The organism is Variovorax sp. J2P1-31 (assembly GCF_030317215.1).
Taxonomy (GTDB): Bacteria; Pseudomonadota; Gammaproteobacteria; order Burkholderiales; family Burkholderiaceae_C; genus Variovorax.
In genome coordinates, this window is the sequence record NZ_JASZYA010000003.1 from 554,173 (window position 1) to 578,199 (window position 24,027).

Consider the following 24,027-nt stretch of genomic DNA (forward strand, 5'->3'; position numbering starts at 1 on the left):
GTGGACCTGCGATATTTCGACCCCCATCGTCGCGCGACGTGGCTCGAGCTTTTCTTCGATCTGATCTTCGTCGTTGCCCTGCACGGCGCCGGCGAGATCCTCAGTGAAGCGCATGAGGGCCACATCGGGGCGCACCAGGTCATGCGGTTCGTCATGGTGTTCCTGCCGCTTTGGTGGATCTGGGCGGGCCACACGATATACGCCAACCGCTTCGACACCGACAGCCGTCAGCACCGGCTGTCCACCCTGCTGATCATGTTCCTGCTGATCGTGATCTCGGCGCAGAGCGCCACCGGCACCCAGGAACACTATGCGCTGGCCGTGGCCTGCTACTGCGGGGCGCGGTTGATCATCTCCGCGATGTACTTCGTCTCCAGGCGCAAGCACCACGACGGGGGCGGCTTCGCGTCGACGGTGGGCACCGTGTTTGCCGTCGGTGCCGCGATCAGCCTTTGCTCGGTCCTGCTGGAACCACCGTGGCGCTACCTGGTCTTCTATGCCGGGATCGTGTTCGACATGGCGGCCCTAGTGCTGCTTCGCCGGAGGCTGCACGTCGTGCCGGCGCACGCGGCACACCTGGTCGAGCGAGTCGGACTGCTGACCATCATCATGCTGGGCGAATCGGTGATCAGCATCTCCGCGGCGCTGGCGCACATCGCGTGGGACCAAACCAACGTCATCGCCGCAGTCAGCGGATTCGTCATGGTGTCGGCCATCTGGTGGATCTACTACGACAGCTTCCACCTGCTGGAGCAGCGCAGGTTGGCGACCGGGTACTCGATCCTCTATTCGCACTTCTTCCTGTTCGTCGGACTGGCGATCCTGGCCTCCCTGATCCGGCATGCGATTTTGGACGACCTCGACCCGGCCGACTTCCGTCGGCTGGCCGCGGTCGGCACGGTGCTGTTCTTCGTGGGCAAGCAATACGGCTACTACATGGAGGCACCCGAGCTGCGGCCTTACCTCCTGTCCAACACGGCGGCCGTCTTCGCGCTGACGGCAATCGTGCTGATGTTGCCGCTCGGGCTCTGCGCCATGCTGGTGGGGATCACGGCGACCATGATCTGCTACGTGCTGCTCAACCTGCGCTATCGCCACCTGGTGCGCCCCCGACCGGCGGCGGCCTGAACCCCGACGAGGGGTCGGTTGCCTACGTCGCTCGTCAAGCCTGAGCCCGACGGCGTTGTGCATGGATCATCACGGGTTGCGGTCGCCTGCTGTTGACGCGACGGACGGGATCGACGCGTCGCGCGCACTCATCCGGAACGCCTTCGGCGTGAAGCCGGTGTAGCGATGAAACACGCCCCGTGAAATGACCTTGCGTGCGAAAGCCCACGTCGGCCGCCACGTCGATGATCGGCGAGTCGGTGCCGGCCAGGAGCTCCTTGGCGCGTTTGATGCGCTGCAAGAGGATGTAGAGGTGCGGCGACTGTTCGGTCGATTGCTTGAACATCCGCGCGAAATGAAAGGGGCTCATGTGCACTTCGGCGGCGAGCTGCTCGACGCGGATCGTCTCGCCGAGATGCTCGGCAACGAAGGTGCGCACGCAGCGGATCTTGTGGGCCGCCAACCCGCCGTTGGACACGGCCCTCGCAGGTCCCGCGGCCAGGTAGTTCCTGGCGACGTGCGCGGCCAGCAGGGCGGCCAGTGCGTTCAGAAAGTTCGCTTCCAGCCGGTGGCTCGGGAACTGCTGGTCGACCGCGTCGGCGACCTCGCGGAGCAACGAATCGTTCGTCGCATGGGGTTCGACAGAACTGAATTGGTCGCTGCCCAGCGCGGCACAGGCCGTTGCGCGGAAGAAGGGCCCTGCGATGCGGAGGAGGAGCGTGTGGGAGCCGGGTCGGTCTGCCAGCGAATGCGGCAGGGCCGGCGGAACCACGACGACCAGCGGCGCGCGAACGTAGGCGGTTCGGTCCCGCGCGGCCTCCATGTGGCGGGTGGTGAACAGGTTCGCGGTCTCCTTGGGCACGAGGATGTCGAGCGAGTCGCTCGTGCGCACGCTGCCGAGGTCCGCTGCACCCAGGTACGCAATGCGCATGACCGGTTCGCACGCGGCGGCCGGCGCCTCCGGATACGGCCGCATCGGCATGTGGACACTCGACGAGCTATCGATTCCGGCATGGTTTGCTGTCAGCATGGCGTCCCCTCGGTGCATCTGCTGGTTGTGCCGCCGATCGGCGGGTGCTCGACCGTTGCAAGGGGCGTGCCGAATCTTGTGCGAGCCGACGAACGACGCGCTGCCTTGCGGGATCTCGAAGCGTGACAAGGGTTTGGGCGAGCCGGATCACACTTGTGCGACTCGCTCGATCGGCACATGCTGCCGGTCTTCCGGCAGCGCTGCCGGCCCTCCGGCAGTACTCTCAGCTGCGGGCAATGCCGAGCTTTTGCATCCTGTATTGCAGCGAGGTGCGCTTCATGCCCAGCCTGGCAGCCGCCCCGGCGGGGCCGGCGATGACCCCCTTGCATTCCTCGAGGGCCCGAAGGATGTGCTGGCGCTCCATGTGTTCGAGACTTTGGTCCGAAGCATCTCCCGCATGCAGGCCAGGCTTCAGTTCACCTACCGGCACCTCCAGCGTGACACCTTGCGTCAGGATCACGCAGCGCTCGATGAAGTTCGACAATTCACGCACGTTGCCGGGCCAGGAATACCGGCTGAGTGCCGCCAGGCTCTCCGGGGCAATGGTCGTAACCGACCGGTTGTTGGCGCGCGCGTGAACCTGCAGGAAGTGGCGGGCCAGCACGGGGATGTCGTCCACGCGGTGGCGCAGCGCCGGCGTCTCGATCGGGAACACCTTCAGACGGTAGTACAGATCGTCGCGGAAGGTGCGCTCGACCACCATCCGCGCCAGGTCGCGATTGGACGCCGCGATCAGACGCACGTCGGTCTTCTGCGTATGGGTGCTTCCCAGACGTTCGAACTCGTGCTCCTGCAGCACGCGCAGCAGCTTGGCCTGGAGTTCGAGCGGAATCTCGCCGACTTCGTCGAGGAAGATGGTGCCCTTGTCGGCCAGTTCAAAGCGCCCGATGCGTTTGCCAACGGCTCCGGTGAAGGCGCCTTTTTCATGTCCGAACAGTTCGGCCTCGATCAGCCCGGTAGGGATGGCCGCGCAGTTGAGCCGGACGAAGGGATGTTGCCGGCGATGGCTGAGACGGTGGATGGCACGCGCGATCAGTTCCTTGCCGGTCCCAGTCTCGCCCTGGACGAGCACACATGCATTGGTCGGCGCAACGCGCTCTACCAGTGTCAGTGCCTGTGCGAGCGACTTGCTGTGCCCGACGATCTCGCCCCAATGCTGTTCGGTTTCCTGGCGCAGATACGCGTTGTGCGCCTTGACTTCGTCATTGAGCCTTTCCGCGGTCTCTGCACGCTGCCGGGTGATCGCCAACTGCGCCCGCTGCAGTTCGACCACCGCCTGGTTCGCGGCCACCCGCAGCAGCAACGTTTCGGTAGCGCTCGGGAATCCGGGTCGCCTGGAAGCGGCCAGCAGCACACCGACCTCCTTCTTGGCGCCGAGCCAGAGGTGCGTGACGCGCAGGTCGCCCTGCTCGAACGGGTTCGGCACGACATAGGGGACACCGGAGTGCTGTGCCAGAAGCCACGGCGCGATGGCTGCACCGACCTCGCTCGCGCGTCGGGCGATGTCAGGTAGGTACTCGCTGCGCGCCAGCTCGAGCATCGGCGCGGTCTCGCCGTTGTCAAGTCGTGCGTACGCCAGATCCAGGGCCAGCATGCGTGCCAGCATATCGAGCAAGGTTCGCAGGATGGACAGCGGATCGCGGCCGTCCCACAAGGACGGCAGAGCGAGCAGACTCATCAGTCCGCTGATGCAGTCCCGAAGGCGGCGGATTTCGGTGCCAGTTTCATCCATGGTCTGCAAGTCGAGGGCGACCAGCGAGCGTGGCACGAATCGACCCGGCGATTCCACTTTCTTTTCGCCAAACGTGCTAAAAGGTTTCGAGGATGGGGCGCTTTGCAGTCGGGCGCACGTTGTCGGCGTGGAATAAAACCTGGGCAAAACATCATGGACTCAAGCTTCACCGGCCTCGTAGCTTTGTCGTCCGGTCAGGGCGAACAGGTTGGCGTGGAAATCGCAGGTTCGACACTGGGCAAATACCGCCACATCTGCGCCTTCTTCCGCACCGCCGAGGAGGAAAACCGCATCATGATGCCGTTTATCAAGGATGGGCTCGAGCGAGGCGATCGGGCCTGCCAGATCGTTGACGCGTCGCTTCGCGACGAACATCTGCGGCAGCTCTACGCAGCCGGCATCGACGTCGCTCAGCAGGAGCGCAATGGGAAACTCCGGGTCCACTCGGTGTTCGACATGTACCTGCGCGACGGACGCTTCGACGTGGCCCGCATGCTCGGCTTCGTCCAGCAGCATATCTCCGACGATTCGCAGACCTCGATCTCGCGCATCAGCGGACACGCCGAATGGGCTGGCGAAAACTGGCCCGGCGTTGAGGATTTCCTTGAGTACGAAGCCCGCCTCAACGCTGTAGTGCGCGAAGGGCGCGACACCGTGGTGTGCATGTACGACCTTTCGAAGACCAGCGCGGCGCTGATGGCAGACGTCCTGCGCACGCACCCCGTCATCATCCTCGGCGGCGTGCTGCACGAGAACCCCTTCTTCACACCTGCGGAACAATTCATCACCGAACTTCGCGCGCGCGAGGTCGCGCGGCAGGACCCATCCGCGTGACCATGGCGACATTCAGCCGACGTCGAGATTGCGGTGAACGAAGGCCACCGCCATCGCGCCTTCACCCACCGCGGATGCGCAGCGACGTACCGCGTTGTGCCGCACGTCGCCGGCTGCGAACACCCCCGGGATGCTGGTCTCGAGAAAATGCGGCTCGCGGTCCAGCGGCCACCGTGGGGGGCGCCGGCCACCTTGCAGGAGATCGGGGCCCGTGAGGATGTAGCCTGCCTCGTCGCGGTCCATGCCGATCGATTCCGCCCAGTGAGTGTGCGGCTCGCCGCCGATGCACACGAAGAGCCATTGCGTCGCAACGCGGCGTTCGGCGCCGGTGGCGCGGTCGCGCAACGAGATCTCGCGCAGCGCGCCATCGCCGTGCAGCGCACTCACCTCCGTGCGCGCGAGGACCTCGATGTTGGCACTGGCGGCAATGCGGTCGATGAGGTAACGCGACAGCGTGCTCCTCAGCGATGTGTCGCGGATCACCATGCTGACGTGGCTCGCGTGCGGCGCGAAGTGCATCGCCGCCTGGCCGGCCGAGTTGCCGCCGCCGACGATGAACACGGGCTGGCCGCGCGCCAGCGGCGCCTCGCTGGCGCCAGCGCCGTAGTAAAGGCCCGAGCCCATGAGCTGTTCCTCGTTCGTCAGTCCGAGCCGCCGGTAGGCCACGCCGGTGGCACAGATCGTGGCGCGCGCGACGATCCGTGTGCCATCCTCGAGCACGCCGACGCCGCGTCCGGGCTCCAGCTCGGCGCGCACGCCTTCACGGGCGAGCAGGATCTCGACACCGAACTTGCACGCCTGCTCGCGGGCGCGCTCCGCGAGCTCCATGCCGCTAATGCCCTGCGGAAATCCCAGGTAGTTCTCGATCTTCGAACTGCTGCCGGCTTGGCCGCCGACGGTCAGGCGCTCGACCAGAACGGTCGACAGGCCGTCGGCTGCGGCGTACACCGCGGCGCTCAGCCCGGCCGGCCCGGCGCCATAGATGGCCAAGTCGTATTCGGAGCGCGACGGATTCCTGAACCAGCCGAGCTTCTCGGTGATCTGCCGGATCGTCGGGCACTCCATGCGGGTGCCGTCGGGGAACAGGCAGACCGGCAGTCGCGCATCGTGCAAGTGGCCGACCTGGACCGTGCTGCGTGCGCTGTCGTCACTCTGCAGCGGGACCCACTCGAAGGGCACGTCGCTGCGGTGCAGGAAGTCGCGAATGGCCCACGCGGCGGCATTGCCCAGCCGTCCGTAGATCTTGACCAGCGCCGGTCCGGCCGGCGACGACAGGGTTCTGAAATCGGCAAGGGCCTCGGTTGAATCGGGTTCGCGCATCGCCTGATCTCCATGGATTGACTCTCCAGGGGTCAGCGTAGGCGCGTTGGCCGCGCCGGTCTTCCGGATTCCTGCGCATGCTGGCGAAGTCCGGCCCCGGCATGCGCGCCGCATTTCGCGCATATGGCATTGCCCGCGAGCGCCTTGATCATTGCGCGCAGTCCTGCGACATGGCTGCGCAGGTCTGCGCAAGACTGCACCGATCGGACTGCCTAATCTTCAAGCAACCGACTGCCCCTGCCATTGCGCCCGCGTGCGGCTGTCGGATGCGAAGTCGCGTCTCCACCGCGGGCGCTCGACAACACACAGAGGATCAATCATGACTGTTGCTACCGCTTCCCGCACCGACGTCGATATCCAGAACGAGGTGCTGGCCGAACTGAAGTGGGAACCACGCGTGCAATCCAACGAGATCGGCGTGGCCGTCAAGGATGGCGTCGTCACGCTCACCGGCTTTGTCGATTCCTACACCAAGCGCTGGGCCGCGGAAGAGGCCTCGCATCGCGTGCGCGGCGTGAAGGCGGTGGCCAACGACATCGAGGTCCGGCTCGGTGTGAGCTCCGAACGCACCGACCCCGATATCGCCGCCTCCGCAGCGCGCGCCTTGCAGTGGGACATCCTGCTGGAGCGGGAAAAGATCGATGTCACCGTTTCCAAGGGGTGGGTCACATTGAAGGGCACGGTCGACTGGCAATACAAGAAGCAGCAGGCCGAGCGCGTCATGCGCAACCTGGCCGGCGTGACGGGCGTGAGCAACCTGATCGAAGTGAAACCCAAGGCGCAACCTTCGGACATCAAGAAGAAGGTCGAAGAAGCACTGGTACGCAGTGCGCAGACGGACGCCGAGCGGATCACGGTCGAGGTGGACGGCGGCAAGGTGACCCTCAAGGGCAGGGTGCGCGCGTGGGCCGAGCGCGAGGAAGCCGAGCGGGCGGCCTGGAAGGCGCTGGGCGTCAGCACGGTCGACAACCGCATCACGATCGGTCTTTGAGGCCGGCGGCACGGACAGATCGAGTGATTCTCTTCAACCTCTACGGAGTGAACATCATGGACACGAAACTTCTTCGCACCCGCATCGCATGCGCAGTGCTCGCCCTCGGCCTGACGCAACTCGCGGTCGGCCAGACGGCGCCCGAACCTGCCGCGCCCAAGGGAGGGGCCGTCAAGGCAGCCCCCGTCCCTGTGGCAGCGAAGGCGACGATCGGCGTGACCATCGCCGAAACGCAACTGGTCGCCACCGGCTACCGCGCCTCGAAGCTGCTTGACCAGGACGTCTACAACGAGAAGGGCGAAAAGATCGGCAAGGTGGATGACCTCGTGATCTCGACCGACGGCAACGTCTCGACCGCCATCGTGAACGTCGGCGGCTTTCTCGGCCTGGGCAAGCACCTGGTTGCGATTCCGGTGCGGCAGTTCGAGCACATCGCGCCAAAGGCCGTCCTGCCCAAGGCGAGCAAGGACGAGCTGAAGGCCCTGCCGAAGTTCGAATACACCGCCTGAAGAAGGAGCAGCCATGGCCAAGTGCGACGTGTGCGGACGCCCCGCCTCCACCCAATTGACCCTGCGCGAAGGCGGACAGACCCGCCAGGTCGCACTGTGCGACGAACACTATGCCGAGACGATGGCAAGGACCTTCAAGCGCTCGCCACTTGAGTCCTTGTTCGGTGGCGGCCTGTTCGACGAGTTCCAGAGCTTCTTCGGCGATCGTGGGTCGCTGTTCGGCCGGTCGACAGGCACCGGCAGCGCAGGCAGCGACAAGGCGCGGCCACAGGCCGGCGCGCCTCGGCGCCAGCGCTCACGCGACGCGGTGGACCTGCGCAGCTTCCTGAATGAAGCGGCGATGGACCGGCTTCAGGGCGCAGCGGAGAAGGCGCTGGAATACGGCAAGGACGAGGTCGACACGGAGCATCTGCTGCTGGCGCTGCTCGACAACGAGATCGTCCAGGAGATCCTGCGCGACTACAAGCTGTCGGAGGCGGATCTCAGGTCGAACATCGAAGAGAACGCGCCGCGCGGCGAGCGCAAGGTCGAGAAAGACGACACGCCGCAGATCAGCGTGTCGCCGCGCGCCAAGAGCGCTCTCGAGCACGCCATGATCGCGTCCCGCGAACTGGGCCACAGCTATCTGGGGCCGGAGCACATCCTCGTCGGCCTGGTGCAAGAAGAAGACGGCTTTGCCGGCGAACTGCTGCGCAAGCTCGGCCTCAGTTCTCAGTCGTTGCGCCAGAAGGTCGTCAAGGTCGTCGGCCAGGGCGCTGAGGAAGGTAAGCTCAAGCAGCGCAGCGGCACGCCGACGCTCGACAAGTACAGCCGTGACCTGAGCGATCTGGCCCGACAGGGCAAGCTCGACCCGGTGATCGGCCGCGCGCAGGAAATCGAGACGACGATCGAGGTGCTGGCGCGGCGCAAGAAAAACAATCCGGTGCTGATCGGCGAACCCGGTGTCGGCAAGACCGCGATCGTCGAGGGGCTGGCACAGCGCATCGTGCAGGACCAGGTGCCCGACGTGCTGCGCGGCAAGCGGGTCATGGAGCTCAACATCAACAGCATGGTAGCGGGCGCCAAGTACCGCGGCGAGTTCGAAGAGCGCGTCAAGCAGGTGCTCGACGAGATCATCGACAGGCAGGACGAGCTGATCATCTTCATCGACGAGCTGCACACCATCGTTGGCGCGGGTGCCGGCGGCGGCGAGGGCGGACTGGACATCGCCAACGTATTCAAGCCGGCATTGGCGCGCGGCGAACTCCACCTGATCGGCGCGACCACGCTCAACGAGTACCAGAAGTACATCGAGAAGGACGCAGCACTGGAGCGACGCTTCCAGCCGGTGACGGTGCCGGAGCCCGGCATCGAGGACACGATCGAGATCCTGCGCGGCTTGCGCGACCGCCTGGAAGCGCACCACAAGGTAAAGATCAGCGAAGGCGCGATCGAGGCCGCCGCCAAGCTCTCGGCACGCTACATCGCCGCACGCTTTCTGCCCGACAAGGCGATCGACCTGATCGACCAGGCCGCGGCGCGGGTGCGCATCCATGCGAGCTCGCGGCCGCAGGACTTGCAGCACATCGAGGCCAACGTCCGCAAACTGCGTCAGGAGCAGGACGCCGCTGGTGCGGCCAAGCAGTACGACAAGGCCAAGGCCCTGGGCGACCGCATCAAGGGCGACGAGAAGAAGCTCGAGGACGTCACTGCGGCCTGGAAGAAGCGGCGTGGCACCAGCTCCTCCGAAGTGAGCGTGGAAGACGTGGCGCAGATCGTCTCGGCGCTGACCGGCGTGCCGGTGTCCGAACTCACGTCCGAGGACCGCGAGAAGCTGCTGCGACTCGAAGACCGGCTGCGCGACCGCGTGGTCGGCCAGGAAGAGGCGGTGCACGCGGTCAGCGAAGCCGTGCGCCTGGCGCGAGCCGGCCTCGGCGAAGCAGGCAGGCCCACCGCGACCTTTCTTTTCCTCGGCCCCACCGGCGTCGGAAAGACCGAGCTGGCCAAGGCGCTTGCGGCCACGGTCTTCGGCAGCGAGGAGTCGCTGGTGCGCATCGACATGAGCGAGTATGCCGAGCGGCACACGGTCGCCCGGCTGGTCGGCGCGCCTCCCGGCTATGTGGGCTACGAGGAAGGTGGCCAACTCACCGAGCGCGTGCGGCGGCGGCCCTACAGCGTGGTGCTGCTCGACGAGATCGAAAAGGCGCATTCGGAGGTGCACAACATCCTCTTGCAGCTGTTCGACGAGGGGCGCCTCACCGACGGCAAGGGACGGGTGATCGACTTCACCAACACCATCATCATCGCTACCAGCAACCTCGGTTCGGAAGTGATCCAGCGCAACCTCAAGGCCGAAGATCGCGAAGTTCTCGCGTACCCGGCACTGCGCGACCGGTTGATGGAACTGCTGCGCCACCACTTCCGGCCCGAATTCCTCAACCGTGTCGACGAGGTCGTGGTTTTCCACGCGCTGGGCAAGCGGGAGATCCATGCCATCGTCGGGCTGCAGCTGCAACGCGTGTCGCGCACCGCCGCCGCGCAGAAGGTGCAGCTGACGTTCGACGACTCGCTGGTCGACCACTTGGCGGAGATCGGCTACGACCCCGAGTTCGGCGCCCGCATGCTCAAGCGCAAGCTGCGCTCGGAGGTCGAATCGCGGCTGGCGACCGCCCTGCTCAAGGGCGAGGTGTCGGCGGGACAGAGCGTGAAGCTCGGCTACGACCCGATCCAAAAGGCGCTTCGCATCGACAAGGTGTCCGACGCAACCGCTGGCCCGAAGCGGCGCGCCGACGCAGGAGGGACGAAAGCGCAAGTGGAGGGGGAAGTGCAAGCCGAAGCGGAGGTCGGGGAGGCGCGAATTTAGTCCGGGCAGCGGGCATTTGTTGGTGCACAGTGGATTCGTATCGGTACAGCACCTATTGGAGCAACACTTCTACAACGGGATCCGCTCGATTCGAGACAGTCCGCGCACCTGAGGGACCGCAACCAACATCACAGCGTGAAGAACGGCGGTCGGCGGGGATAGGAAGCCACCGCTGATGCAAAGCTGCCCTTGAGCGCGCGCAGCATTGTCTCGATCAACAGCCGTGGATAGTTCGCCTTCAATCTTGAGCGCGCGCATCCTCGACGATCGGGAGCCGTCACTTGCAAAGGCCCCTTTTTCCCGGCAGGACCCGGTCGGGCTCAACACGCGAACGGCGGCAACCGCTGCAAAGCAGAAGTTCCGCTAGGCACCCTAAAGGCCCGTTGTTGACCTCAAGCATCCTTCCTAGGTGCCGCCGAGCTTGACCCCGCCAGCGCGCCCGGGTCACCAGCTCTCAGCCGTGTATTTGTCTAGGAAGCATTGCTGCGTTGCACCGGCAATTCCAACACCTCCCGCCGCGAAAGCATCTTCGCCTACCGACGGAAATAGTCCGTCGGCATGGCCTGGGAATCCCAAACGAAAACCCGCCCTGCATACTCGCCAACAGCCAGAACTGCCGCACCGCGATGAAGTGTCGCAACTGCCCCTGCCGCTTTGTCGCTCCATGCGCCTTCGGACGTGCGCGGATAGAGATTCCACAAGTAAACCGCGAGTCCATAAGCCAGGTGCCTAGGCACTACTCGGTGAAATTGAAGAACACCGCTCCGCGCTCGCCCTTTGCACTACGAACGAGGAAATTATTGCGGCCCTGCACATCGTCGCCCAAGCCTTCAGCAGCATGGCGCTCCCTGCAGCACCCACACGACACCCACCCACGCGCGCCACACAAAGCATTCACAAATGAGAACCATTCTCGTCATAATGCCAGCGCGATCCGCGTGCCCTCCTCCCGCCCATGTCCGCCCAACTCTCTCCCACCCCGCTGCTCTCGGCTTTCCAGGAAAGCTATCCGGAGGTGGTGCGCTTCATTGCGCGCCGCACGGGCAGTGCGCAGGACGCGCGCGAGCTGGCGCACGACACCTGGATCCGGCTGGCCGAGCGCGGGGCGGCCGGCGATGAGGCGCCGCCGGCTCCCGCCGCGCGGGCCTACGTTTACACGGTGGCGGAGAACATCGCGATCGACCATCTGCGCCGGCGGCAGCGCGGCCACGAGCGCTTCACGCCGCAGCGCGCGGAGGGCGAAGCGCCGTTCCGTGAGCCGCTGACGCCCGACATCGCCGAGCGGCTGGGCCATCGGCAGGCGCTCGATGCGGTGGCCGCGGCGCTGGCGGCGCTGCCGGCGCGCAGCCGCGACATCTTTTTGGCGGACCGGCTCGACGGCGCGAGCCATGCCGAGCTCGCGGCGCAGCACGGGGTGTCGGTCAAGACCATCGAGCGCGAGGTGATGCGCGCCATGGACGGCGTCGAGGCCGCGCTGCACCGCTGGCGCGGCGAGGCGGTGCCGCCGGCGCGCACGGGGCGGCGGCGTGCGCTGTCGGCGCTGCTGGGCGTGGCGGGCATGGGCGTGGGCAGTGCGGGGGTCTGGCAGGCCTGGCGCCGGTACGTGCCAGAGCAGTCGCTCACGCTGGCCACCGCGCCCGGGCGCATCCGGCAGCAGACGCTGCCCGACGGCAGCCGGCTCACGCTCGATGCGGCCACCCAGCTGGAGGTGGCCTATTACGCGGCCCGGCGCAGCACGCGGCTGCTGGCCGGCAGCGTGTTCTTCGACGTGGCGCGCGACCCGCAGCGGCCCTTCACCATCGCGGCCGGCGCGCACGAGGTCACGGTGCTGGGCACGCGCTTCGAAGTGGCGCTGCAGGAAAACACGGGCGACCTGCAGGTGGCGGTCGAGTCCGGCCAGGTGCGGGTGCGCAGCGGCACGGGCGCGCAGTGCGTGCTGGGGGCCGGCGAACGCGTGCGCATCGAAGGCGCGCAGCTCACGGTCAGCCGCGACGGCGATGCGGCCGCGGTGGCGCCCTGGCGCGAGGGCTGGCTCGACTTCCAGCACACGCCGCTGGGCGAGGTGGTGGCGCGGCTCGCGCGCTATGGCACGCAGCCGATCGAGGTGGCGCCCGAGGTCGCGCAGCTGCCGGTGGTGGGCCGGGTGCGCATCGCGGACAGCCGGGCCTGGCTGCGGCTGCTGCCGGGCAGCCTGCCGGTGCAGGTGCGCGAGCGGGGGCCGGGGCGTTCGCTGGTGATCGAAGGGCGCGGCTGAGGGATTCCGGAAGTTCGTACGTTTCAGCAATCCATGAGCCCGCGCCGACCGACTTCGGGGCGCGGGATGTCGATGGACCCGAACGAGCCGAGAAACCCGAATGCCTGCTGTTGCTGCTGATCATCCTCCCCGTCTTCACGCTGGCGCCCGCCGCCTGATCGCCGTGGCCGTCATGGCCCTGGCCGCCCCGCAGGGCCAGGCCCAGACCGGCGCTGCGCCGGCGCCCTCGCAGCGCGCGGCCATCGCCTTCGCGATCCCCGCCCAGCCGCTGGACCAGGCGCTGGGCCAGCTGGCGCGCCAGGCCCATCTTCAGCTGATGGCCGCGCCCGCGCTGCTGCAGGGCCACCAGGGCCGCGCGGTGCAGGGCAGCCTCAGCGCCAACGCGGCCGTCGCGCAGCTGCTGCAGGGCACCGGCCTGTCGGGGCGTATCGACGGCAACACGCTGGTGATCGAGCGCGCGTCGAATGCATCGAGCGGCACCACGCTGGCCACCGTCACCGTGATGGCGGCCAGCCCCGAAACGGCCACCGGCCCGGTCAACGGCTATGTGGCGCGGCGCAGCGCCACGGCCACCAAGACCGACACGCCGCTGCTCGAGGTGCCGCAATCGGTCTCGGTGATCGGCCGCGAGGAGATGGACGCGCGCGGCGTGCAGGACGTGATGGAGGCCATCCGCTACAGCCCCGGCATCACGGTGGGCATCTACGGCCCGGACAACCGCGGCTGGGACCTGATGCTGCTGCGCGGCTTCGACACCTCCAACAGCACCTACCTGGATGGGCTCTCGCAGGCGCTGTTCGGCGTCAACCGCTTCCTGACCGAGCCCTATGCGCTGGAACGCGTCGAGGTGCTGCGCGGGCCGGCCTCGATGGCCTTCGGCCAGGGCGATGCGGCCGGGGTCATCAACCGCGTGAGCAAGCAGCCCACGGGCGAACGGATCCGCGAGATCGAGGCGCAGGTCGGCAGCTTCGACCGCAAGCAGCTGGCCTTCGACATCGGCGACCGCTTCGGCGCCGATTCCGACTGGAGCTATCGGCTGATCGGCGTGGCGCTCGACAGCAACGACCAGGACCGCTACCCCGACGGCCACAAGCTCAACCGCCGGCGCAGCTACCTCGCGCCCTCGGTGCGCTGGCAACCCCATGCCGACACCTCGCTGACGCTGTATGCCAATGTGCTCGACAACAAGTCGCAGGAGGACACCTACTACTTCAGCCAGAACAACGTGCTCACCGACGTGAAGATGGGCGACTACAGCTTCAGCCGCATGAAGCAGCGCCAGAGCGCCGTCGGCTACAACTTCGAGACCGCGCTCGACGGCAGCTGGACCCTGCGCCAGAACTTCCGCTACAGCCACGTGGCATTGAGCCGGCGCACGGTGTGGGTCGACGAAGTGGATGCCGACGCGCACAGCATCTCGCGCGTCGCCCGCAGCTGGGACGACCCGGTGAACCAGGCCAGCCTCGACACCCACGTGCAGGGCAAGCTGCGCACCGGCGAGGTCGCGCACACGCTGCTGTTCGGCGTGGACTTCAGCGAGCAGCGCGGCACCGCGCGGCGCTTCATCGGGCCGGCGCCCGCCCTGGACCTGCTGGCACCGGTCTATGGCCAGCACGTCGACACGCCGCAGGACCCGCTGGCCCACTACAGGCAGACCACGCGGCAGATCGGCCTCTACGCGCAGGACCAGATCAAGTTCGCGGACCGCTGGGTCGTCACGCTGGGCGGGCGCCAGGACCATGTGCGCTCGGTCACCGACGACCAACTCCACGCCGCCGTCACGAAGAAAAGCGACGATGCCTTCAGCGGCCGCGCAGGGCTGACCTACCTCGCGGGCAACGGCTGGGCGCCGTATGTGGGCTACACCGAATCCTTCCTGCCCGTGAGCGGTGCCGACGCGGACAACAACCCGTTCAAGCCGATGCGCGGCAAGCAGGTCGAGGCGGGCGTGAAGTTCCAGCCCGAGGGCAGCCGTACGCTGGTCACGGCCGCGGTGTTCGACCTGCGCAAGACCAACGTGGTCACCTACGACCCGGTGAACTTCGAAGGCCGGCAGATCGGCAGGCAGCGTTCGCGCGGCCTCGAGCTCGAGGCCAAGGGCGAGATCCTCCCGGGCCTGAATGCGCTGGCCTCGTACACCTGGATGGACACCAAGGTGCTCGAGAGCGCCGACCCCGACGAAGCCGGCAAGATCCCGCCGCTGGTGCCGCGGCAGACCGCCTCGGCCTGGCTCGACCACACGCTGGGCAACGGCTGGGGCGCGGGCGCGGGCGTGCGCTACATCGGCCGGCGCGCCAACGACGAACACAACACGTCCTTCGAGCGCGGCGTGACGCTGGTCGACGCGGCGCTGCACTACGAGCAGGGGCCGTGGCGGCTCGCGCTCAACGTGTCGAACCTGTTCGACAAGGACTACAAGGCCATCTGCTACCACGGCGAGTGCTACCGCGGGAACCTGCGCAGCGCGACGGTGACGGCGCGCTACCGGTTCTAGGGGCCTGCCTGCGGCCCGCAGCTTGCGGGCCGGAAAAATAAAGTGTGAAGCGCGCCGATAAGCCGGATTCTGTGCACCGGCGCTCCTTGCGGAATGCCGGCGTGACCGCCATTACTCTGGGCCGTCTGTCACCAGACGGCTCGATGCCACCTACCCGCCAGCTCAGCGGAACCACCTCGATACTGGCCTACTTGGTGTTGCTGCGCGCAGAGATTGCCCGTTTCACCCGGATCCGGGTTGCCCCTTCACCGACTCGTCTCTGTTGCTCTGATCCTCACCTCACGGTGGAGAGCCGTTAGCTCCTGCGCTGTCCTGTGCAGTCCGGACGTTCCTCCAGTGCTCCCTTTCGGGAATTGCACCAGCGGCGGTCTGGCGCGCTTCACGCGGGGGATTATCGCCTCACATTCCGCAGAACTCTTTGCGGTACTGCTCGGGTGTGGTGCCGGCCTCGCGCTGGAACATCGCGATGAAGGCCGAGGCGGTGCCGTAGCCCAGGTCGAAGCCGATCTGCTGCACCGTGTGGCCGGCCTCGAGCGCATCGACGGCGCGCAAGAAGCGCAGGCGCTGGCGCCACTCGCCCAGGCTCATGCCCAGTTCGCGCTGGCAGTGCCGCGCCAGCGTGCGCTCGGTGACATGCACCTGCTGCGCCCAGTCGGCCAGCGAACGGTGGTCGTCCGGCGCGGCCTGCAGCGCATCGAGCACCGCGACCAGCGCGGGCGACTGCGCATCGGGCAGGTAGCAGCGCTGCTGCGGCGCCTGCGCCAGCTGGTCGACCACCACGTGGGCCAGCCGCAGGTCGGCCTCGGTGCGCGGCTCGAGGAGCGCGCGCGCGGCGAAGTCGGCCAGGATGCTGCGCACGATCGGGCCCACGCGCACCGTGCAGGGCGTGGCCGGCAAACGGGCGCAGAGCGCGCGCTCGACATAGATCGCGCGGTAGGCGATCGCATGGCGCAGGTGGCAGCTGTGGACCACGTCGGGCGGAATCCAGACCGCGTACTGCGGCGGCGACAGCATGCGCAGGCCCTCGGTGTCCATCTGCAGCGTGCCGTGCGCCGCGTAGTTGAGATGGCCCCAGCTGTGGCCGTGGGCCGCCGCCACGCTGTCCGCGTCGAACTCGTCGTAGCGGAAATAGAAGGGGCCGGGCTTGCCCTCGACGTCCTGGATGCGCAGCTGCTGGGTGGCCATGGCGGGCGATGGGGTGCAGAAGGTCCGAAACGCCGGACCGAATGTCCTGAATGCGCTATATGCCTCAGGACAGACGAACCGATCATAGGACCCCTTCAAGGAATCCCTATGTGGCGCTATGCATTTCCCCTGATCGCGGTGGTGATCTGGTCCTTCAACACGGTCGTGAGCAAGATGGCCGCGGGCCTGATCGCGCCCGCCGAGATCAGCTTCTTCCGCTGGCTGCTGGCCGCGCTGCTGCTCACGCCGCTGGCGCTGCGCGCGACGCTGCGCAACCGGCAGGCGGTCCGACCCGCGCTGGGCCGCATCGTGGTGCTGGGCCTGCTGGGCATGGTGGTCTACCAGAGCCTCGCCTACTACGCGGCCTACATGACCAGCGCCACCCACATGGGCATCATCGCGTCGCTCACGCCGCTGCTGGTGCTCGGGCTGTCGGTGCCGATGCTGCGCCAGCGGCTCACGCCGGGCGCGGTGGCGGGCTCGCTGCTGTCGATCGTCGGCGTGCTGATCGTGGTGAGCGAAGGCAGCCTGCACGCCCTGCTCGCCTCGGGCATCGGCGCGGGCGACGGGCTGATGCTGCTGGCCATGCTGGCCTATTCGCTCTACGTGGTGCTGCTCAAGCGCTGGAACCTGCGCGAGGTGCCGCCGCTGCAGCTGATGTACCTGCAGGTGCTGGTGGCCGCGGTGGCGCTGTTCCCGGTCTACCTGCTGTCGCCGCGCATGGGGCTGTCGGCCACCAACCTGCCGCTGGTGCTGTTCGCGGGCGTGTTCGCCTCGATGGCCGCGCCGCTGCTGTGGATGCATGCGGTGGGCCGGCTCGGCCCCAGCCGCACCAGCATGTTCTTCAACCTGATGCCGCTGTTCACCGCGCTGATCGCGGCCGCCACGCTGGGCGAGACGCTCGAGGGCTACCACGCGATCGGCGGCGTGCTGACGGTGGGCGGCGTGCTGCTGGCCGAGCTCTGGAAAGCCCCGTTCGCCACATGGAAGCCACCGGCCGGCGCCACAATGGCGGTCCGCAAAGACCGACCCTGAAGGAGACCGCACCCATGAAAGCCGACACCATCCTCGCCACCATCGGCCGCACGCCCCACATCCGGATCCAGCGGCTGTTCGCGGGCACGGCCAAGGGCACGCAGCAGGTCTGGATCAAGTCCGAGCGCGCCAACCCCGGCGGCTCGATCAAGGACCGCATCGCGCTGTCGATGGTCGAGGACGCGGAGAAATCCGGCGCGCTGAAACCCGGCGGCACCATCATCGAACCGACCTCGGGCAACACCGGCATCGGCCTCGCGATGGTCGCGGCGGTCAAGGGCTACAAGCTGGTGCTGGTGATGCCCGACTCGATGTCGGTCGAACGCCGCCGGCTGATGCTGGCCTACGGCGCGACCTTCGACCTCACGCCGCGCGCCGGCGGCATGAAGGCCGCGATCGCGCGCGCCGAGGAGCTGGTGGCGAGCACGCCCGACAGCTGGATGCCGCAGCAGTTCAACAACCCGGCCAACGTGGCGGTGCATGTGCGCACCACGGCCGAGGAGATCGCGGCCGATTTCCCCGAGGGCCTGGACGCCATCATCACCGGCGTGGGCACGGGCGGCCACATCACCGGCGTGGCCAAGGTGCTCAAGGCCAGGTGGCCCAAGCTCAAGGTCTACGCGGTCGAGCCGGTCGCCTCGCCGGTGCTGTCGGGCGGCAGCCCGGCACCGCACCCGATCCAGGGCATCGGCGCGGGCTTCGTGCCCAAGATCCTCGACATGGGCCTGATCGACGGCGTGATCCAGGTCGATGCCGATCCGGCGCGCGAGATGGCACGCCGCTCGGCGCGCGAGGAAGGCACGCTGGTGGGCATCTCCTCGGGCGCCACGCTGGCCGCCATCGCGCAGAAGCTGCCCGAACTGGCCGACGATGCCGTGGTGCTGGGCTTCAACTACGACACCGGCGAGCGCTACCTGTCGGTCGAAGGCTTCCTGCCGGCCTGAGGGTTTCAGCCGGCCTGTTCGCGCAGGCACTCGGCCTTCTGCGCCAGCGCCACCGCCTCGGCGAGCTGTGCGATCGACAGCGGGCCGCTGGCCTCCACTTCGCCGGTCAGCAGGCTCTTCAAGGTCTCCTGGCCGGCCGGCCCCGCCACCCAGGCGAAGGCCGAGGTGATCGAACCGCCGCCGAACCTGGCGCGCAGCGCCTTCGCCGCCGCCCGGCCCACTTCGGCGAAGCTGGCCTGGTCGGCGGCCGTCGAGGCGGCCCGCACGATCACGCAGAAGGCCTCGAGCTTCTCGGCCTCGGTGCGCAGGCGCCGGGCCTTGGCCGCGCTGTGGACCGAGGCGCCCAGCAGGGCCGGCTCGTGCAGTTCGGTGAAGGCCACGATCTCGCGCCCTTCGGTCCAGCCCGCCTCGGTGCGCGCGACTACGTCAACCCGGGCGCCGCGCGCCGCCGAGGCGCGTTCGGCCGCGGCCTGTGCCGCCTCCGCCGCGGGCCACACCAGCAGCGGCAGCGAGGCGAAGCCCTGGACCGCCCATCGGCCGGCGCTGTTGAGGCAGCGCGGCGGTCCGTCCGCTGCGGGCGACGCGTCGGCGAGGGAAAGGAGCAGGTACGTGGGGAGCGGCATCGGTGCGTTCATTCTTCGGGAGAGCGCCGATTGTCGCCGGCCCGCGCAGGCCGACCGCCTCAGCCGTGCGTTGCGCGCCGGGCCGGGAAGCCGCGCGTGCGCGCCGCGCCGGCGATCACCAAGCCGACCAGCACCAGCGCCAGCGCCGCCCAGGGCAGCGACGCGACGCCCACCCGATCGAGCAGCACGCCGCCCAGCAGGCCCGCGCCCGCGATCGCGCTGTTCCAGGTCACGACGTTCATCGACAACGCCACGTCCGCGCCCTCGCCGGCGGTGTCGGCCAGCGCCGTCTGCAGCAGGGTCGCGGCGCCGCCGAAGGTCGCGCCCCAGGCAGCGACCCCGACGAAGATCGCCAGCGGGAGCGACGCGAACAGCCCGAACAGCAGCGTGACCAGCGCGAACACACCCAGGCTGGCCAGCACCGCGCGCCGCAAGTGCCGGTCGACCACGCGGCCGGTGATCCAGATGCCCAGCAGCGCCGCGGCGCCGAAGACCAGCAGCACGACGTCGACCGCATCGCCCAGGCCCGAGGGCGCCACGAAGGGCGCGACATAGGTGTAGAGCAGGTTGTGCGCGAGCATCCAGGCCAGCACCACGCCCAGCACGGGGCGCACGCCCGGTGTGGTGAGCACGCGCCCCAGGGGCAGGGACTGCGCGTCCGACGCCTGGCCCGGGTAGTCCGGCACCTTGGCGAGCACCCAGGCGATCAGGCCCAGGCTCAGCAGCGACATGACGCCGAAGGTGGTGCGCCAGCCCAGCAGCGCGCCCATCCAGGTGCCCAGCGGCACGCCCAGCGACAGCGCGACCGGCGCGCCGACCATCGCCACCGCCATGGCCCGGCCCTGCTGGTGCGGCAGGACCATGCGCCGCGCATAGCCCGCGAGCAGCGCCCAGGCCAGGCCCGCCGAGGCGCCGGCGAAGAAGCGCGCCACCAGCGTGAGCGCGTAGCTCGAGGACAGCGCCGTGAGCGTGTTGAAGACCAGGAAACCCACGATGGTCGCGAGCAGCACCGTGCGGCGGCGCCAGCGGCGCGTGGCCATGGTCAGCGGGATGGCTGCCAGCAGCGAGCCCAGCGCATAGAGCGTGACCATCTGGCCGGCCAGCGAGGCCGACACGCCCAGTCCTTCGACGATCTGCGGCAGCAGGCCGGCCGGCAGGGTCTCGGTGACGATGCAGATGAAGCCGGTCATGGCCAGCGCCAGCAGGGCGGCCAGCGGCAGGGGTTCGGCGCGCTCGTTGGCGGGCATGCGCGCGGGCGGCGCGGTTCGGGACGAAGACATGGGATTCCTGAAGTGAAGGGTTGCGAAGAAGCCGCGAGGACCGCGGTCACGACATATATATCGATCGGTACAAATGTAGGTCGCCCGCCGCTGGCTTGTCAACGACTTTTGTATCGACTAGTATTGAAGTGGATTTGCAACCAGGAGACCGCCGTGGCACAGATGGGCCGCCCCCGAAGCTTCGACCGCGACGCGGCCCTGACCCAGGCCATGCACCTGTTCTGGGAACAGGGTTTCGAGTCGACCTCGCTGAGCCAGCTCAAGGCCGCCATCGGCGGCGGCATCTCGGCGCCCAGCTTCTATGCGGCCTTCGGCTCCAAGGAGGCGCTCTACGAGGAGGCCATGGCGCGCTACCTCGCCACCCACGGCCAGGTCACGCAGGCGCTGTTCGACAAAGCGCTGGCACCGCGCGACGCCATCGAGCAGGCGCTGCGCACCTCCGCCAGGATGCAATGCGAAGCCGGCCATCCGCGCGGCTGCATGGTGGCGCTGGGCGCGGCCTATGTCGGCGGTCCGGGCCAGGAGGCGATCACGCAGCCGCTGCGCGACTCGCGCGACCGCACGCGCACAGGCATCCTCGCCTGCGTGGAGCGCGGCATCAAGACCGGAGAGTTGTCGGCCACGACCGATGCCAAATCGCTGGCCGCGGTGTTCGACAGCTTCCTGCTGGGCCTGTCGATCCGCGCGCGCGACGGCGCCCGGCATGCGCTGCTCGACGCGGCGATCACGCAGGTGCTGACGCTCTGGGACGCGGCGCGCGCACGCCAGCGCTGATCCGCGCCGCGCGCCTTCGGGCTTTCACGGCAGCTGGCGCGCGAACGCACGGCGCTGAGCGCGCCTGCCCCTCGGCCGCGGAAGGCGGCTGTCAGCCAGGGGAAGGCCAATGGGTCTAAGATTCGGGCCCTGCTTGATAACCACAAGCCCATTCCCATGCTCAGACTTTCAGAAATCAAGCTCCCGCTCGATCCGCCCGCCGATGCGCTCGCGCATGCCGTGCAGGGCCTGCTCGGCGTCGACGCCGCGGCGATCGCCAACATCCACGTCCACAAGCGCAGCTTCGATGCCCGCAAGGTCGACCTGCTGCAGGTCTACATCGTCGACGTGACCCTGGCCGACCCGGCCGACGACGCGCGCCTTTTGGCCAAGCTGGCCGGCAACCCGCGCGTGACGACCGCGCCCGACATGGTCTACCGGCCGAGCGCGCAGGCGCCGGCCGAGTTGCCGATCCGTCCGGTGGTGATCGGCTTCGGCCCCTGCGGCATCTTCGCGGCGCTGATGCTGGCGAAGATGGGCTTCAAGCCGATCGTGCTGGAACGCGGCAAGACCGTGCGCCAGCGCACCCGCGACACCTGGGGCCTGTGGCGCAAGAGCGTGCTCAACCCCGAGTCGAACGTGCAGTTCGGCGAAGGCGGCGCCGGCACCTTTTCCGACGGCAAGCTCTACAGCCAGATCAAGGACCCGCGCTTCCTGGGCCGCAAGGTGATGGAAGAGTTCGTCAAAGCCGGCGCACCGCCCGAGATCCTCTACGTCGCGCACCCGCACATCGGCACCTTCAAGCTGGTGAAGGTGGTGGAGAACATCCGCGAGCAGATCGTGGGCCTGGGCGGCGAGATCCGCTTCGAGCAGCGCGTGACCGACGTGCACATCGAGGACGGCCACCTGCGCGGCCTCACGGTGCGCGACCAGCAGACCGGCAGCTCGAGCGAGCTGCGCTGCGACCATGTCGTGATGGCGCTGGGCCACAGCGCGCGCGACACCTTCGAGATGCTGCATGCCCGCGGCGTGCACATCGAGGCCAAGCCCTTCTCGATCGGCTTCCGCGTCGAGCACCCGCAAGGCCTGATCGACCGCGCGCGCTGGGGCCGCCATGCCGGCCACCCGCTGCTGGGCGCGGCCGACTACAAGCTGGTGCATCACGCGAGCAACGGGCGCTCGGTCTACAGCTTCTGCATGTGCCCGGGCGGCACGGTGGTCGCGGCCACCAGCGAGCCGGGACGCGTCGTGACCAACGGCATGAGCCAGTACTCGCGCAACGAGCGCAATGCCAACGCGGGCATCGTGGTGGGCATCGAGCCCTCGGACTACCCCGGCTGGGAGAACGGCCAGACCGGCTCGCCGCTGGCCGGCATGGTGCTGCAGCGCCAGCTCGAATCCAAGGCCTTCGTGCTCGGCGGCAGCGACTACCGCGCGCCGGGCCAACTGGTGGGCGACTTCATCGCCGGCACGCCCTCGACCGCGCTCGGCAGCATCGTGCCCTCGTACAAGCCGGGCGTGACGCCGACCGACCTGCACCAGGCGCTGCCGGCCTATGCGATCGAGGCCATGCGCGAGGCCTTCCCGGCCTTCGGCCGCAAGATCAAGGGCTTCGACACGCCCGACGCGGTGCTGACCGGCGTCGAGACGCGCACCTCCTCGCCGATCCGGATCACGCGCGGCGAGGACTTCCAGAGCCTCAACACCCGCGGCCTCTACCCGGCGGGCGAAGGCGCGAGCTACGCGGGCGGCATCCTGTCGGCCGGCGTGGACGGCATCAAGGTCGCCGAGGCGGTGGCGCGCGCCGTGCTGCAGGACGCCGAGCGCCTGCCGAAGGCGGCCTGATGGCGTTTCCCAAGGCCTCCGCCGCGCAGTTCGCCGGCGCCACGCTCGCGATGGCGGCGGTGGTGCTGGCCTCGAACATCCTGGTGCAGTTCGCGATCAACGACTGGCTGACCTGGGGCGCCTTCAGCTACCCCGTGGCCTTCCTGGTCAGCGACCTGATCAACCGCCGCTTCGGACCCGCCCCGGCGCGCCGCGTGGCCTACATCGGCTTCGCGGTCGCGGTGATCGCCTCGCTGGCGCTCGCGCCGGTGCGCATCGCGCTGGCTTCGGGCCTGGCCTTCATCGCCTCGCAGTTGCTCGACATCGGCATCTTCGACCGGCTACGCCGCGGCACCTGGTGGCGCGCGCCGCTGGTGGCGACGGTGATCGCGGCCGTGCTCGACAGCGCGGTGTTCTGGGGCATCGCCTTCGCGGGCACCGACGGCCCCTGGCTGACCTGGGCGCTGGGCGACCTGGGCGTGAAGCTGGCGGTCGGCGTGCTGATGCTGCTGCCCTTCCGGCTGCTGATCGGCCGCGCGGTCGGCGCGGGCCCGGCGCAGGCGACCGGCCGCTGAAACACAGGAAGGAGAAGGCCATGGCCGACGACACCGATTTCCACTTCTACGAACCCGCCAAGGGCCACGGTCTGCCGCACGACCCGTTCAACGCGATGGTCGGGCCGCGGCCGATCGGCTGGATCTCCTCGCAGGACAGCGAAGGCCGGCGCAACCTCGCGCCCTACAGCTTCTTCAACGGCTTCAACTACACGCCGCCGATCATCGGCTTCGCCAGCATCGGCGCCAAGGACAGCCTGCACAACATCCGCCAGACCGGCGAGTTCGGCTGGAACCTCGCGACCCGGCCGCTGGCCGAGCGCATGAACGCCTCGTGTGCCGCGGTGCCGCCCGAAGTCGACGAGTTCGAGCTCGCCGGGCTCACGCCCGTGGCCTCGCGCTGCATCGCCGCGCCGCGGGTGGCCGAGAGCCCGGTGTCCTTCGAGTGCAGGCTCACGCAGATCGTGCAGCTGCAGGGCGCCGACGGCCAGGCCGTCCAGACCTGGCTGGTGCTGGGCGAAGTGGTGGGCGTGCACATCGCGCGCCACCTGCTCAAGAACGGCATCTACGACACGGCGGCGGCCGAACCGATCCTGCGCGCAGGCGGCCCGGCCGACTACTTTTCCGTGACCCCCGACAATCTCTTCAAGATGTTCCGTCCGCGCTGAGCGCGGGCCCTTCGCTTTGCGGCACTTCGGTGCGGCCCTCACCCCGAA

General features: G+C 68.3%; 19 protein-coding genes and 1 other RNA gene. 13 read left to right on the top strand and 7 right to left on the bottom strand.

Annotated features, from left to right (window positions below; genetic code table 11):
* Nucleotides 1–1,128 carry a low temperature requirement protein A gene (locus QTI20_RS22580; RefSeq protein WP_286554178.1) on the top strand — a complete coding sequence of 376 codons (1,128 nt, stop codon included), beginning with the start codon at nt 1–3 and terminating at the stop codon, nt 1,126–1,128.
* Between the two features lie 34 nt (nt 1,129–1,162).
* On the opposite strand, the gene QTI20_RS22585 is transcribed toward QTI20_RS22580, so the two are convergent.
* Both QTI20_RS22585 and QTI20_RS22590 read right to left on the bottom strand, forming a co-directional pair.
* The gene (locus tag QTI20_RS22585) at nt 1,163–2,137 is read right to left on the bottom strand and encodes a helix-turn-helix transcriptional regulator (RefSeq protein ID WP_286574269.1); all 975 of its coding nucleotides are present in this window, start codon (nt 2,135–2,137) and stop codon (nt 1,163–1,165) included.
* 223 nt (nt 2,138–2,360) lie between these two features.
* Nucleotides 2,361–3,905, bottom strand: coding sequence for a sigma-54 interaction domain-containing protein (locus QTI20_RS22590; protein WP_286554176.1), 1,545 nt, complete (start codon nt 3,903–3,905; stop codon nt 2,361–2,363).
* A 117-nt stretch (nt 3,906–4,022) separates the two neighbouring features.
* Here QTI20_RS22590 and QTI20_RS22595 point away from each other — a divergent pair, with 117 nt between their 5' ends.
* Nucleotides 4,023–4,703, top strand: a complete 681-nt coding sequence (locus QTI20_RS22595) for an MEDS domain-containing protein (protein WP_286554174.1) — start codon at nt 4,023–4,025, stop codon at nt 4,701–4,703.
* A 12-nt stretch (nt 4,704–4,715) separates the two neighbouring features.
* Here the strand turns inward: QTI20_RS22595 and QTI20_RS22600 are convergent, their stop codons facing one another.
* Nucleotides 4,716–6,023, bottom strand: a complete 1,308-nt coding sequence (locus QTI20_RS22600) for an NAD(P)/FAD-dependent oxidoreductase (RefSeq protein WP_286554172.1) — start codon at nt 6,021–6,023, stop codon at nt 4,716–4,718.
* Nucleotides 6,024–6,342: 319 nt separating this feature from the next.
* On the opposite strand from QTI20_RS22600, the gene QTI20_RS22605 reads away from it, so the two are divergent.
* The 5 genes from QTI20_RS22605 to QTI20_RS22625 all read left to right on the top strand — a co-directional run bounded on the left by QTI20_RS22605 (nt 6,343) and on the right by QTI20_RS22625 (nt 15,113).
* Nucleotides 6,343–7,014, top strand: coding sequence for a BON domain-containing protein (locus tag QTI20_RS22605; protein ID WP_286554170.1), 672 nt, complete (start codon nt 6,343–6,345; stop codon nt 7,012–7,014).
* A 56-nt stretch (nt 7,015–7,070) separates the two neighbouring features.
* Nucleotides 7,071–7,523, top strand: a complete 453-nt coding sequence (locus QTI20_RS22610; RefSeq protein WP_286554169.1) for a PRC-barrel domain-containing protein — start codon at nt 7,071–7,073, stop codon at nt 7,521–7,523.
* A 13-nt stretch (nt 7,524–7,536) separates the two neighbouring features.
* Complete coding sequence (locus QTI20_RS22615) at nt 7,537–10,365, top strand: ATP-dependent Clp protease ATP-binding subunit (RefSeq protein ID WP_286554168.1); 2,829 nt, start codon at nt 7,537–7,539, stop codon at nt 10,363–10,365.
* 955 nt (nt 10,366–11,320) lie between these two features.
* Nucleotides 11,321–12,619, top strand: a complete 1,299-nt coding sequence (locus QTI20_RS22620; RefSeq protein ID WP_286554166.1) for a sigma-70 family RNA polymerase sigma factor — start codon at nt 11,321–11,323, stop codon at nt 12,617–12,619.
* 172 nt (nt 12,620–12,791) lie between these two features.
* Complete coding sequence (locus QTI20_RS22625; RefSeq protein ID WP_286554813.1) at nt 12,792–15,113, top strand: TonB-dependent siderophore receptor; 2,322 nt, start codon at nt 12,792–12,794, stop codon at nt 15,111–15,113.
* A 42-nt stretch (nt 15,114–15,155) separates the two neighbouring features.
* On the opposite strand, the gene rnpB is transcribed toward QTI20_RS22625, so the two are convergent.
* Together rnpB and QTI20_RS22635 are read right to left on the bottom strand one after the other, a co-directional pair.
* Nucleotides 15,156–15,494, bottom strand: an RNA gene (gene rnpB, locus QTI20_RS22630) — RNase P RNA component class A.
* 18 nt (nt 15,495–15,512) lie between these two features.
* Nucleotides 15,513–16,298 carry an AraC family transcriptional regulator gene (locus QTI20_RS22635; protein WP_286554165.1) on the bottom strand — a complete coding sequence of 262 codons (786 nt, stop codon included), beginning with the start codon at nt 16,296–16,298 and terminating at the stop codon, nt 15,513–15,515.
* 108 nt (nt 16,299–16,406) lie between these two features.
* Here QTI20_RS22635 and QTI20_RS22640 point away from each other — a divergent pair, with 108 nt between their 5' ends.
* Nucleotides 16,407–17,333, top strand: a complete 927-nt coding sequence (locus QTI20_RS22640; RefSeq protein WP_286554164.1) for a DMT family transporter — start codon at nt 16,407–16,409, stop codon at nt 17,331–17,333.
* Nucleotides 17,334–17,347: 14 nt separating this feature from the next.
* Entirely contained in the window at nt 17,348–18,277 is a 930-nt protein-coding gene (gene cysK / locus QTI20_RS22645) for a cysteine synthase A (RefSeq protein ID WP_219210733.1), read from the top strand.
* 5 nt (nt 18,278–18,282) lie between these two features.
* Here the strand turns inward: cysK and QTI20_RS22650 are convergent, their stop codons facing one another.
* Together QTI20_RS22650 and QTI20_RS22655 are read right to left on the bottom strand one after the other, a co-directional pair.
* Nucleotides 18,283–18,900, bottom strand: coding sequence for a hypothetical protein (locus QTI20_RS22650; protein WP_286554163.1), 618 nt, complete (start codon nt 18,898–18,900; stop codon nt 18,283–18,285).
* 59 nt (nt 18,901–18,959) lie between these two features.
* The gene (locus QTI20_RS22655) at nt 18,960–20,180 is read right to left on the bottom strand and encodes an MFS transporter (protein ID WP_286554161.1); all 1,221 of its coding nucleotides are present in this window, start codon (nt 20,178–20,180) and stop codon (nt 18,960–18,962) included.
* A gap of 162 nt (nt 20,181–20,342) precedes the next feature.
* Here QTI20_RS22655 and QTI20_RS22660 point away from each other — a divergent pair, with 162 nt between their 5' ends.
* The 4 genes from QTI20_RS22660 (at nt 20,343) to QTI20_RS22675 (ending at nt 23,979) form a co-directional block, all read left to right on the top strand.
* Nucleotides 20,343–20,954 carry a TetR/AcrR family transcriptional regulator gene (locus QTI20_RS22660; RefSeq protein WP_353507297.1) on the top strand — a complete coding sequence of 204 codons (612 nt, stop codon included), beginning with the start codon at nt 20,343–20,345 and terminating at the stop codon, nt 20,952–20,954.
* Between the two features lie 156 nt (nt 20,955–21,110).
* Complete coding sequence (locus tag QTI20_RS22665) at nt 21,111–22,778, top strand: NAD(P)/FAD-dependent oxidoreductase (RefSeq protein WP_286554159.1); 1,668 nt, start codon at nt 21,111–21,113, stop codon at nt 22,776–22,778.
* Nucleotides 22,778–23,332, top strand: a complete 555-nt coding sequence (locus QTI20_RS22670) for a VUT family protein (RefSeq protein WP_286554157.1) — start codon at nt 22,778–22,780, stop codon at nt 23,330–23,332. Before QTI20_RS22665 ends, QTI20_RS22670 begins: the two co-directional genes overlap by 1 nt.
* Before the next feature lie 20 nt (nt 23,333–23,352).
* On the top strand, nt 23,353–23,979 hold the full coding sequence (locus QTI20_RS22675) for a flavin reductase family protein (protein ID WP_286554155.1): 627 nt from the start codon (nt 23,353–23,355) through the stop codon (nt 23,977–23,979).
* Nucleotides 23,980–24,027 lie beyond the last annotated feature (48 nt).

Bases quoted from the DNA above. Each gene is read 5' to 3' on its own strand.
- QTI20_RS22585 (WP_286574269.1), bottom strand. From the start codon at position 2,137: ATGCTGACAGCAAACCATGCCGGAATCGATAGCTCGTCGAGTGTCCAC.
- QTI20_RS22595 (WP_286554174.1), top strand. From the start codon at position 4,023: ATGGACTCAAGCTTCACCGGCCTCGTAGCTTTGTCGTCCGGTCAGGGC.
- QTI20_RS22600 (WP_286554172.1), bottom strand. From the start codon at position 6,023: ATGCGCGAACCCGATTCAACCGAGGCCCTTGCCGATTTCAGAACCCTG.
- QTI20_RS22605 (WP_286554170.1), top strand. From the start codon at position 6,343: ATGACTGTTGCTACCGCTTCCCGCACCGACGTCGATATCCAGAACGAG.
- QTI20_RS22610 (WP_286554169.1), top strand. From the start codon at position 7,071: ATGGACACGAAACTTCTTCGCACCCGCATCGCATGCGCAGTGCTCGCC.
- QTI20_RS22615 (WP_286554168.1), top strand. From the start codon at position 7,537: ATGGCCAAGTGCGACGTGTGCGGACGCCCCGCCTCCACCCAATTGACC.
- QTI20_RS22620 (WP_286554166.1), top strand. From the start codon at position 11,321: ATGTCCGCCCAACTCTCTCCCACCCCGCTGCTCTCGGCTTTCCAGGAA.
- QTI20_RS22625 (WP_286554813.1), top strand. From the start codon at position 12,792: ATGGCCCTGGCCGCCCCGCAGGGCCAGGCCCAGACCGGCGCTGCGCCG.
- QTI20_RS22635 (WP_286554165.1), bottom strand. From the start codon at position 16,298: ATGGCCACCCAGCAGCTGCGCATCCAGGACGTCGAGGGCAAGCCCGGC.
- QTI20_RS22640 (WP_286554164.1), top strand. From the start codon at position 16,407: ATGTGGCGCTATGCATTTCCCCTGATCGCGGTGGTGATCTGGTCCTTC.
- cysK (WP_219210733.1), top strand. From the start codon at position 17,348: ATGAAAGCCGACACCATCCTCGCCACCATCGGCCGCACGCCCCACATC.
- QTI20_RS22650 (WP_286554163.1), bottom strand. From the start codon at position 18,900: ATGCCGCTCCCCACGTACCTGCTCCTTTCCCTCGCCGACGCGTCGCCC.
- QTI20_RS22655 (WP_286554161.1), bottom strand. From the start codon at position 20,180: ATGTCTTCGTCCCGAACCGCGCCGCCCGCGCGCATGCCCGCCAACGAG.
- QTI20_RS22660 (WP_353507297.1), top strand. From the start codon at position 20,343: ATGGGCCGCCCCCGAAGCTTCGACCGCGACGCGGCCCTGACCCAGGCC.
- QTI20_RS22665 (WP_286554159.1), top strand. From the start codon at position 21,111: ATGCTCAGACTTTCAGAAATCAAGCTCCCGCTCGATCCGCCCGCCGAT.
- QTI20_RS22670 (WP_286554157.1), top strand. From the start codon at position 22,778: ATGGCGTTTCCCAAGGCCTCCGCCGCGCAGTTCGCCGGCGCCACGCTC.
- QTI20_RS22675 (WP_286554155.1), top strand. From the start codon at position 23,353: ATGGCCGACGACACCGATTTCCACTTCTACGAACCCGCCAAGGGCCAC.